The following is a 13,538-nucleotide window of genomic DNA, read 5'->3' on the forward strand; positions in this document are numbered from 1 at the left end:
GCAATACTGCCCCAGCACTTGTACCCCGACGCTCCGGGCTTGTCCCCCGATAGCATCGGTAGAGTGAAGAAGGCTTGGCTCGATCGCGCGGTCGGCATCGTGATCGCGGTGGTCATCGCCGCCGCAGCAGTGCTGCTGTGGTTCGCGGTCTCCTGGACTGATCCAGAGGCAGCTGAGCCACCCGCCCACGGCGTGTTCCTCGGAATCTGGGACCTCTTCTATGTGACCTCCGCGCCCTCCGCACGCGTACTTCTCGCGGCGGTGGCGCTCGCCCTGCTGGCTGCAGGGCTCATCGCCCTCTTGGAGCACCAGGCGACCAGCAAGGCCCGCCGCTCGCTCGACAACAGCAGCACTCCCCTGTCGGCGCGGGTGATCATGGCGGAGACCCGTGGGCGCTACGACGGTCCCGTCACCGTGACGGTCATGATCCCAGCCCACAACGAGCAGGCTTCCCTCCCCGCCACACTCACCTCGCTCAAGACGCAGTCGCACAGCCCTGACCGCATCATCGTCGTGGCGGACAACTGCACTGATGACACCGTCGCCCTCGCCCGCCAACTCGGCGTCGAGGTGATCGAGTCGCGCAACAACCGGCACAAGAAGGCCGGCGCCCTGAACCAAGCACTGCAGCTCGTGCTGCCGGAGCAGGGGCCGAACGACGTTGTCATGATCATGGACGCCGACACGACACTCGACGACGGTTTCCTCGCCGCCGCGGTCGACGCCTTCACAAGGGACCGGGCCCTCATGGCGGTCGGGGGCCTCTTCTATGGGGAGGAGGGCAGCGGCATCCTCGGCCAGTTGCAGCGGAACGAGTACATCCGATACTCCCGTGAGATCCGCCGGCGCCGCGGCCGCGTCTACATCCTCACCGGCACGGCCTCCCTCTTCAGGCCCGTCGCACTGCGGACGGTTGCCGCCAGTCGCGGAACGACGATCCCGGGAACTCCCGGAAACGTTTACGACACGGCGGCGCTGACCGAGGACAACGAACTCACCATCGCGCTCAAATCACTGGGCGCCCTCATGATCTCGCCTCGCGAGTGCACGGTCGTGACCGAGGTCATGCCGACCTGGCGGATGCTCTGGAAGCAGCGCCTGCGTTGGGAACGTGGAGCGCTCGAGAACATCGGCTCCTACGGTGTCTCCCTGCAGACGGTGCGGTACTGGGCGCAGCAACTCGGACTCGGCTACTCAGTGTTCGCCTTCGGGCTGTTCCTCGTCTTCATGGCGCTCACACTGATCGCCGTCGACACCTGGATCTGGTTCCCGTTCTGGCTCGGGATGGGCCTCCTGTTCCTTGTCGAGCGAGTGGTCACGGTGTGGCACGGCGGCCGCTCCGCACGCCTCCTCGCCCTGTCGTTCTTTCCCGAGCTCATCTTCGACCTCGTGCTCAACGTGATCTACGTCAAGGGCATCATCGACATCACGCTGGGCCGACAGGCCACGTGGAATCATGTCGACCGGCGCCAGCTGAACCCGACGGCGGTGTCAGATGCCTGACGTCAAGGTCGGCATCATCCTGCCGGAGTCCTTCCTGTACTCCGAGGTCTTCGCTGTCATGTCGACCGTCGTCGCGATCAACACGATCATCTTCGTTGCCCTGGCCATCGCGAAGATGCTGCCCAGGGTGTACGTGAGCGACCTGTACACGAGTCGCAATCGCCGCGCCGAGACCCGCAGTATCCACCCCGACGACCCCGTCTGAAAACGCACGCTACCGAAACGCACGAATGCCCCCGGCGTATCGCCGAGGGCATTCGCGCCGCACGCGCGGTGATGCGCGCGTGCCGAATCAGGTGAAGAGGCTGACACCACCCGGCCCGACCAGCAGACCGACGACGATGAGGACGATGCCCCACAGCAGCTGCCTGCGAACGATCGCGACGATGCCGGCGATGACGAGGATTGCAGCAATGATCCAAAGGAGGGTAGCCATGTGCTGTTGCTCCATTCCCCCGCGGCTGTCGCGCCCGGGTCTGGGCACGCAACTGAGCGGGTATCTGTTTTGTCGGACGCTACCCGCGCTCGCCATCCAGCGGCCCAGACGTTCAGCAAAAATTCAGGTTCGCGGGAAGCGGCCCACCTCGGGAGCGGGACAATAGGGGCACCATGAAAAACACCGACGAGATCAAAGAGTGGCTCAGCGAGCTGAAGTCCGAGCGCAGGAGCCTCGTGACGAAGCAGATGGTGCTCGGCAACACGGGCGCGATGGGTGCGCTCACCTGGGTGCTCGACACCGAGGCCGACGACGAAGCCGTGCGCCTCAAGATCAACGAACTCGAGGTCAAGCGCAACGAGAGCATGGCCGATGAGATGGCCGGAGTCGGGTATGGCGCCATGATCGAGGCGCTCAAGTGGGTGCTGCGCCCCCAGTAGTCGCTACGGGGTGACCGTGCGGGACTCATCCCACGGAACGGCCCAGCCGAGCGCGTCGAACATGTTCGACAGCACGATCGCCGTGAAGCCCCACACGAGACGCTCCCCCACCTGGAACGCGGGGGTCGCGAACGTTCGACCCTCGACGCGGTGCACGACCGAGCGTCGATTCTCCGGGTCGAGCAGGTCGGCGACCGGCAGGCGGAACACGTCGACCGCCTCGCGATGGTCGATGGCCGCGACATCCGAGGGCTTGGTCCACCATGCGGGCACGGGCGTCACGAGGTTGTGACTGACCGCGAGCGGCAGCTCCGGCAGGGTGCCGAGGATCTCGACGCCGGCCGGGTCGAGCCCCGTCTCCTCGACCGCTTCGCGCAGGGCCGTGGCCGTGACATCCGCGTCCTGCTCCTCGACGCCGCCACCGGGGAACGAGATCTGCCCCGGATGATGCCCCATGGTCGCGGCGCGACGCTGCAGCAGCACGTCGAGATCCCGCCCGACTATGCCCGATGCACGCGCGGGCACAGCGTCGAGGCGCCCGAAGAGTACGAGCACCCCGGAGCGGCGGGCCCGTGAACGGTCGAAGTCGAACCGCGAGGCATCCATGTGCCATTCGAAGCTGCCGTCGCAGAGCCGCCGCAGTTGCGCACGGGCGTCATCCATTTCGGGCATGTTGGCCAGCCTACCCAGCGGATGCTGCCGGGCGGTTTCTGCAAATTTGCTCCGCACGGCCGCCCTCGGCGGGAGGTACCGTGCCCCGCACGACGTGAACGATGGCGCTGTGAGCGAAGGGATCGATGCGATGCGAGCGATGGTGTATCGGGGGCCGTACAAGGTGCGGGTCGAGGAGAAGGACATCCCAAGGATCGAGCATCCCAACGATGCGATCGTGCGGGTCACACACGCCGCGATCTGCGGTTCAGACCTGCACCTCTATCACGGCATGATGCCCGACACCCGCGTCGGAACGACCTTCGGCCACGAGTTCATCGGCGTCGTGCACGAGGTCGGGCCGTCGGTGCAGAACCTCAAGGTCGGCGACCGCGTCATGGTGCCGTTCAACGTCTACTGCGGCTCCTGCTACTTCTGCGCGCGTGGCCTCTACTCGAACTGCCACAACGTCAATCCCAACGCGACCGCGGTCGGCGGCATCTACGGCTACTCGCACACCTGCGGAGGCTATGACGGAGGCCAGGCCGAGTACGTGCGGGTTCCCTTCGCCGACGTCGGTCCCTCGATCATCCCCGACTGGATGGAAGAGGAAGATGCCCTCCTCATGACCGACGCGCTCGCCACCGGCTACTTCGGCGCGCAGCTCGGAGACATCGTGGAGGGCGACACCGTCGCCGTGTTCGGGGCGGGCCCCATCGGTCTCTATGCTGCGAAGTCCGCCTGGCTCATGGGCGCTGGCCGTGTCATCGTGATCGACCACCTCGACTACCGGCTCGAGAAGGCGCGCACCTTTGCCCACGCCGAGACCCTCAACTTCAACGAATACAACGACATCGTCGTCGAGATGAAGAAGACCACCGACTACCTGGGGGCGGATGTCGCGATCGACGCCGTCGGGGCGGAGGCCGACGGCAACCTGACCCAACACATCACCTCGGCCAAGCTAAAGATGCAGGGGGGCTCGCCCGTTGCTCTCAACTGGGCGATTGACTCCGTGCGCAAGGGTGGCACGATCTCCGTCATGGGCGCATACGGCCCGATCTTCTCGGCGGTCAAGTTCGGCGACGCCATGAACAAGGGCTTGACACTTCGGATGAACCAGTGCCCCGTCAAGCGGCAGTGGCCACGGCTCTTCGAACACGTCCAGAACGGTTATCTCAAGCCGAACGACCTCGTGACCCACCGCATCCCGCTCGAACACATCGCCGAGGGCTACCACATCTTCTCGTCGAAGCTGGATGACTGCATCAAACCCATCATCGTGCCGGACGCGAGCTGAGGAACGAGACCATGCCATACACCGCACAGGCACCCGACCGTCGCGAGTCGAATGAAGAGCTGAAGGCGCGCATCCCGGGCTGGGGCGTCGACCTCGACCCCGCCGACCGGCCAGCCTTTCCGCAGGAGCGCTTCGCCTCCGAGGTGACCGGGGCGCACTGGGACTTTCCCGAACGCCAGCCCGGCGCCGAGACGCGCGAACGCTCCATCGAACACCGCTTCGTCACGCCCGTCTTCGGCACCTCAGCACCGCTGCACGGCCTGTCGGGCGCCATCCGCCGCTTTGCCTACGACAAGTTCAGCGAGGGGCGCGCCGCCCACTGGCTCATCCTGATCGCGGGAGACCGAGTGGATGCGGCGGGCAGCCACCTGCGCTCGTTCTTCACCCTGCGGCCCGACAACCCCGTCAGCGAGACGGGCGTCAAGGCCGAGCTCACGCACGGCGGCTTCCGTTCCCGCTTCGGCCGGGGTCGCGCCGACAACCGGCACACCTGGATCGACTCGATCCTCATCGCGGGGCCCTGGGTGCTGGCCGGCGTTGCCGCGTTCTCGATCGTGCGGCGGCTTGCCAAGCGCTGAGACACGATAGGCGCGTGATGCCAGCGACCCGGTGGCAGTCTGGGGAGATGGATGCGTCGAAGGCTGCGAACGACGGCGTCGGCGCGCGTGACGGGGTCGCCCTGCTCGCGGCGGGCGCGAACGTCATCATGCAACTGTCGATCCTGCCCGTCGGTCGGGGTGTCGCGGAGAGCCGAGTCGAGACTGGCCGGGTCGACCGGCATCCGTTCAAGCGTGCGCGGACGACGCTCACCTACCTGGCCGTTGCCACGGGCGGCACCGAGGAGGATCGCCAGCGTCTGCGGCGGGAGATCAACCGCGTGCACGCGCAGGTTCGGTCCCGGCCCGGAGACGAGGTCGCGTATGACGCCTTCGATGAGCGCCTGCAGTTGTGGGTGGCGGCCTGCCTGTACTGGGGCATGGAGGATGTGACCGTCAGGATGCACGGTCCGCTCGGTGATCGTGTGGAGGACTTCTACTGCGCCGGTGCCGTCCTCGGCACGACACTGCAGGTGCCGGCCGAGGCGTGGCCGGAGGATCGCGAGGCGTTCGAGCGGTACTGGCAGCGCGGGATCGCGTCGATCCGCATGGATGAGGTCACGCGGGCCTACCTCCGCGGCATCGCGGATGCCACGTTCCTGCCGTTTCCCCTCGACCGCATGACGGGCCAGCTCAACCGCTTCCTGACGCTCGGCTTCCTGCCGCAGGAGTTCCGGGCCGAGTTGGGGCTGCCCTGGAGCGAACGGCGGCAGCGCCGCTTCGAGCGGTTCATCCGGATGGTTGCGTCGGTCAACCGGCGGTTGCCGCGAGGGCTCCGCGAGTTTCCCTTCAACGTGCTGCTGCGGGATGCGCGCCGACGCTGGAGCCGCGGCATCCCCGTCGTCTGAGTCCCGTCGTATAGGGGCGCGACAGTTCGCTACGCAGCCAGCACGCCGTCGCGTTCCGAGCGTGCACCCGTGTCGATCCACTCGGCCTCGACCGTGGCCCAGCCGCAGTCGGGTTCGACGCATTCGATCACGAGGACGAGCTCGTCGCCGTCAGCCCAGAGGGCGTGGCCGGCGGATACCGTCTCAGCAGCGCATTCGGGGCAGTTCTTGATCTCCATACCCCAAGGGTAGGCAGCGCCACCGACATTGCCGCGATTGACGGGGCATGTCCCGCCTGTCGAGCCGAGGATCCAGCACTCTCGCGGCTACCCCCGGTAACGTTGCTCGGATGACCACGCTCGACACCCCCACGCAGGCCGATACCGACGCCGCCACCTCCCAGACGACGTTCTCCGATCTCGGCCTCAGTGACAATGTCCTGCGCGCCGTCAAGGACGTCGGCTACGAGACCCCTTCCGCCATCCAGGCCGCGACGATCCCCGTGCTCCTCACGGGTCGCGACGTCGTCGGACTCGCCCAGACGGGCACCGGCAAGACCGCGGCATTCGCCCTGCCCATCCTCTCCCGCCTCGACCCGGCCCAGAAGACGCCGCAGGCGCTCGTGCTCTCCCCCACCCGTGAGCTCGCGCTCCAGGTCTGTGAGGCCTTCGAGCAGTACGCGGCGCACCTCCGCGGCGTGAGCGTGCTCCCGGTCTACGGCGGCCAGGCCTACGGCGTGCAGCTCTCGGCCCTCCGCCGCGGCGTGCATGTCGTCGTCGGCACCCCCGGCCGCATCATGGACCACATCGCCAAGGGCACCCTCGACCTCTCTGAACTCAAGTACCTCGTGCTCGATGAGGCCGACGAGATGCTCAAGATGGGCTTCGCTGAGGACGTCGAGACGATCCTCGCCGAGACCCCCGATGAGAAGCAGGTCGCCCTCTTCTCGGCGACCATGCCGGCCGCGATCCGTCGCATCTCTCAGAAGTACCTGCACGACCCCGAGGAGATCACGGTCAAGACCAAGACCACGACCTCCGCGAACGTCACGCAGCGCTACCTGATCGTCTCCTATCCGCAGAAGGTCGACGCGCTCACCCGCATCCTCGAGGTCGAGAACTTCGAGGGCATGATCGTCTTCGTCCGCACCAAGAGCGAGACCGAGAACCTCGCCGAGAAGCTCCGCGCTCGCGGCTACTCGGCCGCCGCGATCAGCGGCGATGTCGCCCAGGCCCAGCGCGAGCGCACGGTCGGGCAACTCAAGTCGGGCAAGCTCGACATCCTGGTGGCGACGGATGTCGCGGCGCGCGGCCTCGACGTCGACCGCATCAGCCACGTGGTCAACTTCGACATCCCGATCGACACCGAGTCCTACGTGCACCGCATTGGCCGCACGGGTCGCGCGGGTCGCAGCGGCGCCGCGATCAGCTTCGTGACCCCGCGCGAGCGTCGGCTCCTCACCGCGATCGAGCGCGCGACACGCCAGCCGCTCACCGAGATGCAGCTGCCGAGCGTCGACGACGTGAACGTCACCCGCCTCACCCGCTTCGACGACGCCATCACGGCGGCGCTGAGCGAGACGGGCCGCATCTCGGCGTTCCGCGACATCATCACGCACTACGTGCAGCACCACGACGTGCCCGAGCTTGACGTCGCCGCGGCGCTCGCGGTCGTCGCCCAAGGTGAGACCCCGCTGCTCCTCTCGAAGGAAGATGAGCGGCCCGCACGCCAGGCGCGCTTCGATCGCGACGACCGGCCCGAGCGCGGAGAGCGTCGCGAGCCCCGCTCGCGCGGCGGCAACTCCAGGTACGCGCCGTACCGCATTGAGGTGGGCCGCCGTCACAAGGTCGAGCCGCGCCAGATCGTCGGCGCGCTCGCGAATGAGGGCGGCTTCAGCCGGGAGGACTTCGGCGCGATCAAGATCATGCTCGACTTCTCGATCGTCGAGTTGCCTGCCGACCTGCCCCGTGACGTGCTCGGCAAGCTCAAGAACACCCGCATCAGCGGCAAGCTCATCGAGATCGCCCCGGACCGCGGCCGCAAGCCGCGCCGCGACCGCTAGGCGCTTTTGTCAGGCAGCTGCGCGCCGCGGCCGCCGGGCCCAGGCGCGTGGCGGTTGCTGCGTGCGGGCGTGCGGTGACCAGCAACCTTTTCGTTCGACACGCCGCCTGGGAGCGCTCCCGCACGGCGTGTCGCACCGAAAGTGCATCAGTAACCGCAGACCGCCGCCCGCGCCATCTTCGACGGCAGCCCGCACAGGGGACTAGCCACGCGCTCCGCATCACTCGCCCAGCGCGGTCTCGAACTCCTCCTCAATGAGGTCCATGTTGACGGCCGCCCCGGCAGCGGATCCGGCGGCCAGCACCATAGGCACCGTCTCGGCTGGCCGCGCGACGTTGCCGACCGCCCACACCTTCGGGTTGCTCGTGCGACCCGCCTTGTCGGTCTTCAAGAAGCCGCCGAGCTTTGATTCCTCGCGTTCGAGGGCAAGGCCGTCGAGGTACTCCTCGTTGGACTTCAGGATCGGCGTCGTGAAGAGCGCGTCCACCGGAATCACGTCGCCACCCTGCAGCTCGATGCCCGTGAGGCGATCCTCCCTGACGACGAGCCGTGATGGCGGGCGCGACTCAACGATCACGCCCCGTGCCTGCAGGCGAGCCGAGACATCCACCGGCAGGTCTCCCGACTCGGCGTTGAAGAACACGAGGCGCTCGCTCCACTGGCGCACGAGCAGCGCCTGGTGGATGCTCGCGGTCGACGAGGCGAGCACGCCAAGTCGGGCGCCCCGAAACTCCCAGCCGTGGCAGTAGGGGCAGTGCAGCACGTCCCTGCCCCAGCGCTCTCCCATGCCTGGCAGATCTGCGACGCCGTCACGGCATCCGGATGCCGCGATCACCCGCCTGCCCGAGAAGTGCTCGCCCGTCGCGGTCTCGACGTGCAGGAGGCGACCTTGCTCGCCCACCGTCGTGACCGAACCGTGGTGCAGCTCGACACCGTAGCGTCGGACCTCCTCGCGCCCCCGCTCAAGGTACTCAAGCGGCGAAAGTCCGTCGCTGCCGAGCACACCGTGCATGTGCTCGGCGAAGCGGTTCCTCGACTCCCCCGCGTCGATCACGAGCACGCGCCGCCCGGCCCTGCCCAGTTGCAGCGCGGCGCTGAGGCCCGCTGAGCCACCCCCGATGACGATGACATCCCACTGATTGCTGTCCACCAGCACAGGCTCCCCTTGCTCCCGGGCACGCGCAAGGGGCGCAGCGCTCAGGGAGGAGCTACGCCTGGATCGTGATGATGCCCGTGTCGCTGACTGAGGGGGCCGGGGTCGCGGCGGGAGTTCCACGCGTCGGCTCGGCTGGGTCCCCGTGGGCCTCGACCGCGACCTCCGCCTGGAGCGGCTCGCTCGCAAGGATCGGGATCGTGCCCGTCGCGGTCGACTCCGCCTCGGCGTCGGCGGGAATCACAGTGATGGGCGTCGTGATGTCGAACGCGGCGATCTCCTCGGCGACGGGCACGAGAATCGGCCCGGTCGCGGCATCCAGGTGCGTCTCGTCGAGGTTGGAGTGCGTCTCGTCGGCCGAGATGATCGGCACCGACACCGTCAGCGGCAGACGGCGTCCGCGGCGCACGATGATGACGGATGCGATGGCGATCGGCAGGGCGACAACGCTCGGCGCCGCGATCCACGGGGAGTCGGCGAGCAGGCCGTAGATGCCCCACACCAGATAGCTGCCGGTAAGGAGCCACTGCGTCGTCTCGGAGATTCCCGCGAGCTTCGCCGGATCGTTGCGCGCGCCCCAGGTGATCCGGGCCTGCGGGATCCACATGAGGATCGAGAACGCGGTGCCGATGAATCCAAGCGCGTTCACGACGATGCTGCCGATGTCCATAGGGCTGTTCTGGTCTTTCTGACGGTCCTGGGGAGATCCCCCGAATGGACGGATGTTGCTAGGGCATCGGCGATGTCTCGCACATCATAAGCATGCAGACGGCCGCGGAAGAAGCCCCAGTTCCGCGACGCGCCGTGACCCCCGAAAACTGGGGTGTCAGGAGGCGCTCTCCTCCACCGCCGCGCGCAGCTGCTCGGGGCTCAGGAGCGCCTGCTGGCGCTCTCCGTTGATGAGCAGCGTCGGGGTCGAGCCGATCCCGGCGTCGCGTGCGTCGAGCGTGTTCTGCTTGATCCAGTTGGCGTAGCGTCCCGACTCGACACACTCGATCAGCTCGTCTCCCCCGATGCCCTGTCCGTTGAGGAAGGTGGCGAACTGTTCGTTGTTCCAGGCATCCGTCGACGCGTCGTGCACCGCGAACAGTGAGGCGTGCGCGGTCGTCCAGCTCTCGGGCTCATGGGCGGCGACGCAGGCGGCGGCACTGCCGGCCCGGATGCCGTACTCGCTCACGACGTTGATGGGGTGGTACTCGACCGCGACGCCACCTTCGGCGATGAGTTCGTGCAGCGTCTGCCCCACGGCCGCCTCATAGTTCTTGCAGTGGGGGCAGGAGAAGTCCTCATAGAGCGAGATCGTGACGGGCGCATCCTCCGGACCCACGCGCACGGACGTACCCGCAATCTGGAACGGGATGTCGCGCGCCTCCCCCAGCGCGACGGTGGCGGTGTTCTCCGGGCTCGTGACCTCCCTGGCCGCCCGGTTGCCCATGACGACGGCGATCACGATCGCCGCGACGACGACGAGCACGCCGAGGACGATGCCACCCTGGATGAGCGCGCGGCGGCGCGCCTCAGCCTTCTTCTCCCGCATGCGAGCCTCGTTGGCCTTCTGGCGGATTGCGAGCGTGCGGTCGTCCTTCTTGCCCATGCCCTCAACGATATCGATGTCCGGACATGGAGAACCCCCGGTGACGGGCACCGGGGGTTCCTCGCGTCAGAGGAGGATCAGGCCTCGCTCATGGCCGTCTTCTCGGCCTGGCCCTTCGCCGCGTAGTAGGCGGCACGGGCGGCGATGCGACGCTCCTGCTCGGCCTGGCCCGCGTCGAGCACGTCCTGCGGCACCTCGACGTTGGGCACCCGGCTGACCGCGTTGTACTTGGCCATGTAGGCGTCGAGCTCCTCGCCCGACTCCCACGAGGTGATGAGGCAGTATCGCGGCTCGGTGCCGTTGTGGGCGACGGCGTGCCAGAGGCGCTGCGTGTCGACGATGATCTGTGCGCCGGCGGGCAGCGCGATGCGGTACTCGACGCTCGGGTCGGTGCGGTTCTCGCGGAGGACGAAGTAGCTGTCCTTGTCGTCCGTGAGGTTGAAGAAGCCACGGACGACCCAGCCGGTGCCATCGGGGTTGAGACGGTTGTTGTCGTCCTGGTGGAGGTTGTACAGGGCATCCGCGTAGGTGTTCGGCAGGAGCTCGATCACGCGGCAACGGCCGACATTGGCGCCCGGCTCCATGGCACGCTCGGTGAGCGTGGGGGCCTTCTCGACCTGCGACGGGATCCAGACCCCGTCCTTGTCGGTGCGGGGCGGCGTGTGGTTCCAGAACCCGTTGACCTCGATCTCGCCCTTGGCGCTGGCCAGGGGTGCGAAGCGAGTCTCACCCGAGGACTTCCAGTCGACATACTCGATGTCGAGCCATTCCTTGGGGTCGATTTCGCGGTTGTACTTGTCGAGGACGACGTAGCCGGTCTCTTCGAGCGCGGCGGACTTGATGTAACCCATGAGGTGGATCATCCCTTTCGTTGAGGGCCAGCACGTTTTAACAGGCCCAACTAAGGGGAGCCTAACATCCGGGGGTGAATAGACTCGGGAGCGATGAGCACAGCCACGAATGTCGATGCCACCGCTGTCAACACGATGCGCTGGCTCTCAGATCCCGCCACCACGATCGTCGTTCCCGTCTACCAGCGCCAGTACCGCTGGGACATCGACGGATGCGAGCAACTGCTGGCAGACATCCGTGCGGTCGCGGACTCCCGCGACGGCCACCACCACTTCATCGGCTCGATCCTCTCGTCGGCGAGCCACGACGGCGACTCGCGGGAACTCGTGCTCATCGACGGGCAGCAGCGCATCACGACCCTCATGCTTCTGGTTGCTGCCCTGCACCATGCCGTGCTGCAGCATCCGGAGCTCACGGGTGACGTAACGCTCGCCGAGAAGCTGCGCGCCGTGCTCGCGAGGGCAGACGACCCGAACCGCACCAAGCTGCGGCCCCACCGCGAGTGGGCGCAGGTCTTCGAGAGTGTCGTGCTCGACCGGCGTGGGGCGGATGCCGAGCTGCGGGATTCGCGCTTCGACGACAACTACGCGTTCTTCCGCAGCCAGATCCCCGCGAGTGAGGTGCCCCGCATCTGGCGCGGCCTGCAGCGCCTCGAGCATGTCGCGATCGCCCTCCACGAGGAGGCGAACGCGCAGCAGATCTTCGAGAGCCTCAACTCGACGGGCGCACCCCTGCGTGACCACGAACTCATCCACAACTACGTGCTCATGGGGCTCACGCACGCCGAGCAGAGCGAGATCGAAGACGAGTTCTGGCTGCCGATCGAGCGCAACACGGGCACGACGATCGGCGAGTTCTGGCGGCACTACCTGATCGCGACGACGGGACGCGAGGTCGACACCGCGATCCCGCGCGCGGTCTACGACGCCTTCCGCCATGAGTTCCCCAGGCTCGACGTCGACACGCTGCGGGCCCGGGCGACCGAGTGGCGGGAGTTCTCGGAGATCTACCGCACCCTGCTGCATCCGGAGCTTGAGACGGATGCCACGGTCTCGCGCCACCTCGCATACCTCGGCACCTTCGGCCGGGGCATGTTCCCGCTCGCGATGCAGGCCTACCGCGACTATTCACGCGGCACCGCGAGCAGGGACGAACTCATCGAGGTGCTCGAGCGCCTGCAGTCACTCCTGCTGCGCCGCTCGGTCATCGGCCTCAGCACCAAGCGCCTCGTCGCGCGCATGTGCCGCGCGCGGCTCGAGGGCGCGGAGCAACTGCTGCGGGCGATCGCCCGCGTCACGCCATCGGATGCCCGTGTGCGAGTCGCCCTCAAGTACGGGGCGCTCCCCCACCCCGCCTACGTGCTGGGTCGCATCGCGGGCGTCGACAGCACGGAGGGACTCGATGTCGACCACGTGCTGCCGCTGGCCCCAGGCGATGCGTGGACGGGCGACGGCGAGCGCAGCTGGGCCGAACTGAGCGAGGACGAACAGAACAGCCACCGCGCCCTCGCCCCGACGATCGGCAACCTGACGCTCCTGGAGGAGCACCTCGCGGAACGCGGCATGGAGGCGCCCTTCCCGCAGAAGCGCGCCGTCTACGACGCCAGCGCGGTCGGCATCTCACGGGACCTCGCCGAGCTGCCTGCCTGGGGCACGGCGGCCATCGGCGAGCGCACGGCGGCCCTGACATCCGAGTTCCTGCGCATCTGGCCCACCACGCCGGAGGTCGGCATCGACGACGACGGTCTCACGCCGATCCTCGACGCGCAGCGCCGCAGCGGGTGGCCGCGCGGGTGGGAGCGCGAGTTCGAGTACGTCGAGTACCGCGGCGAGCACTGGGAGGTCTACGACGTCAAGTACCTCTTCAACCGCGTCTTCAAGCGCCTGTGGGCGGATGACCGGGCATCCGTCATCGCCTTCACGGAGCAGCGCGGCGGCCCCATCTTCGACGAGCAGGCGTGGACGGGCCACTGGGACCAGATCGATGAGGGCCACTTCATCTACATGGGCTGGGACTCGAAGTACATGCTGACCGCCCTACAGGGGCTCCTCGAGGAGGCGGGCATCGCAGCCGAGGTCTTCGTCAAGTACTCCTACATCGGCGAGGCCATGTGACCTGGCGCCGC

General features: G+C 67.5%; 15 protein-coding genes. 8 read left to right on the top strand and 7 right to left on the bottom strand.

Annotated elements, in window-relative coordinates; all coding sequences use genetic code 11:
* Nucleotides 1–63 precede the first annotated feature (63 nt).
* On the top strand, nucleotides 64–1,503 hold the full coding sequence (locus ACIQK7_RS12785; RefSeq protein WP_403025487.1) for a glycosyltransferase: 1,440 nt from the start codon (nucleotides 64–66) through the stop codon (nucleotides 1,501–1,503).
* The gene (locus tag ACIQK7_RS12790) at nucleotides 1,496–1,708 is read left to right on the top strand and encodes a hypothetical protein (RefSeq protein ID WP_403025490.1); all 213 of its coding nucleotides are present in this window, start codon (nucleotides 1,496–1,498) and stop codon (nucleotides 1,706–1,708) included. Before ACIQK7_RS12785 ends, ACIQK7_RS12790 begins: the two co-directional genes overlap by 8 nt.
* An 87-nt stretch (nucleotides 1,709–1,795) precedes the next feature.
* On the opposite strand, the gene ACIQK7_RS12795 is transcribed toward ACIQK7_RS12790, so the two are convergent.
* Nucleotides 1,796–1,939 (bottom strand): GPGG-motif small membrane protein, encoded by a 144-nt coding sequence (locus ACIQK7_RS12795; RefSeq protein ID WP_168220068.1) that lies wholly within the window; start codon nucleotides 1,937–1,939, stop codon nucleotides 1,796–1,798.
* 173 nt (nucleotides 1,940–2,112) lie between these two features.
* Here ACIQK7_RS12795 and ACIQK7_RS12800 point away from each other — a divergent pair, with 173 nt between their 5' ends.
* Complete coding sequence (locus ACIQK7_RS12800) at nucleotides 2,113–2,379, top strand: hypothetical protein (RefSeq protein ID WP_403025493.1); 267 nt, start codon at nucleotides 2,113–2,115, stop codon at nucleotides 2,377–2,379.
* A gap of 3 nt (nucleotides 2,380–2,382) precedes the next feature.
* On the opposite strand, the gene ACIQK7_RS12805 is transcribed toward ACIQK7_RS12800, so the two are convergent.
* Nucleotides 2,383–3,051 (bottom strand): NUDIX hydrolase, encoded by a 669-nt coding sequence (locus ACIQK7_RS12805; RefSeq protein ID WP_403025496.1) that lies wholly within the window; start codon nucleotides 3,049–3,051, stop codon nucleotides 2,383–2,385.
* 130 nt (nucleotides 3,052–3,181) lie between these two features.
* Here ACIQK7_RS12805 and ACIQK7_RS12810 point away from each other — a divergent pair, with 130 nt between their 5' ends.
* From ACIQK7_RS12810 to ACIQK7_RS12820, 3 genes are read left to right on the top strand one after another with little or no spacing between them, the layout of a single operon-like run.
* On the top strand, nucleotides 3,182–4,330 hold the full coding sequence (locus ACIQK7_RS12810; RefSeq protein WP_403025718.1) for a zinc-dependent alcohol dehydrogenase: 1,149 nt from the start codon (nucleotides 3,182–3,184) through the stop codon (nucleotides 4,328–4,330).
* Nucleotides 4,331–4,341: 11 nt separating this feature from the next.
* Nucleotides 4,342–4,908 carry a hypothetical protein gene (locus ACIQK7_RS12815; protein WP_403025499.1) on the top strand — a complete coding sequence of 189 codons (567 nt, stop codon included), beginning with the start codon at nucleotides 4,342–4,344 and terminating at the stop codon, nucleotides 4,906–4,908.
* A 17-nt stretch (nucleotides 4,909–4,925) separates the two neighbouring features.
* Nucleotides 4,926–5,774, top strand: coding sequence for an oxygenase MpaB family protein (locus ACIQK7_RS12820; RefSeq protein WP_403025502.1), 849 nt, complete (start codon nucleotides 4,926–4,928; stop codon nucleotides 5,772–5,774).
* Nucleotides 5,775–5,803: 29 nt separating this feature from the next.
* On the opposite strand, the gene ACIQK7_RS12825 is transcribed toward ACIQK7_RS12820, so the two are convergent.
* Nucleotides 5,804–5,992 (bottom strand): hypothetical protein, encoded by a 189-nt coding sequence (locus ACIQK7_RS12825; protein WP_403025505.1) that lies wholly within the window; start codon nucleotides 5,990–5,992, stop codon nucleotides 5,804–5,806.
* Nucleotides 5,993–6,102: 110 nt separating this feature from the next.
* On the opposite strand from ACIQK7_RS12825, the gene ACIQK7_RS12830 reads away from it, so the two are divergent.
* Complete coding sequence (locus ACIQK7_RS12830; protein WP_403025508.1) at nucleotides 6,103–7,815, top strand: DEAD/DEAH box helicase; 1,713 nt, start codon at nucleotides 6,103–6,105, stop codon at nucleotides 7,813–7,815.
* A 219-nt stretch (nucleotides 7,816–8,034) separates the two neighbouring features.
* Here ACIQK7_RS12830 and ACIQK7_RS12835 read toward each other — a convergent pair whose 3' ends face one another.
* From ACIQK7_RS12835 to ACIQK7_RS12850, 4 genes are all read right to left on the bottom strand, one after another.
* A complete protein-coding gene (locus ACIQK7_RS12835; protein WP_403025509.1) occupies nucleotides 8,035–8,964 on the bottom strand; it encodes an NAD(P)/FAD-dependent oxidoreductase in 930 nt (309 codons plus the stop codon).
* Nucleotides 8,965–9,022: 58 nt separating this feature from the next.
* Nucleotides 9,023–9,637 (bottom strand): hypothetical protein, encoded by a 615-nt coding sequence (locus ACIQK7_RS12840; RefSeq protein ID WP_403025510.1) that lies wholly within the window; start codon nucleotides 9,635–9,637, stop codon nucleotides 9,023–9,025.
* 156 nt (nucleotides 9,638–9,793) lie between these two features.
* A complete protein-coding gene (locus tag ACIQK7_RS12845) occupies nucleotides 9,794–10,561 on the bottom strand; it encodes a DsbA family protein (RefSeq protein ID WP_403025511.1) in 768 nt (255 codons plus the stop codon).
* A gap of 77 nt (nucleotides 10,562–10,638) precedes the next feature.
* Nucleotides 10,639–11,412 carry a hypothetical protein gene (locus ACIQK7_RS12850; protein WP_325208895.1) on the bottom strand — a complete coding sequence of 258 codons (774 nt, stop codon included), beginning with the start codon at nucleotides 11,410–11,412 and terminating at the stop codon, nucleotides 10,639–10,641.
* Between the two features lie 93 nt (nucleotides 11,413–11,505).
* Between ACIQK7_RS12850 and ACIQK7_RS12855 the strand changes: the two genes are divergently transcribed.
* Nucleotides 11,506–13,527 (top strand): DUF262 domain-containing protein, encoded by a 2,022-nt coding sequence (locus tag ACIQK7_RS12855; protein ID WP_403025513.1) that lies wholly within the window; start codon nucleotides 11,506–11,508, stop codon nucleotides 13,525–13,527.
* Nucleotides 13,528–13,538 lie beyond the last annotated feature (11 nt).

Origin of the sequence: Salinibacterium sp. GXW1014 (assembly GCF_044769865.1) — a bacterium.
Lineage (GTDB): Bacteria > Actinomycetota > Actinomycetes > Actinomycetales > Microbacteriaceae > Homoserinimonas.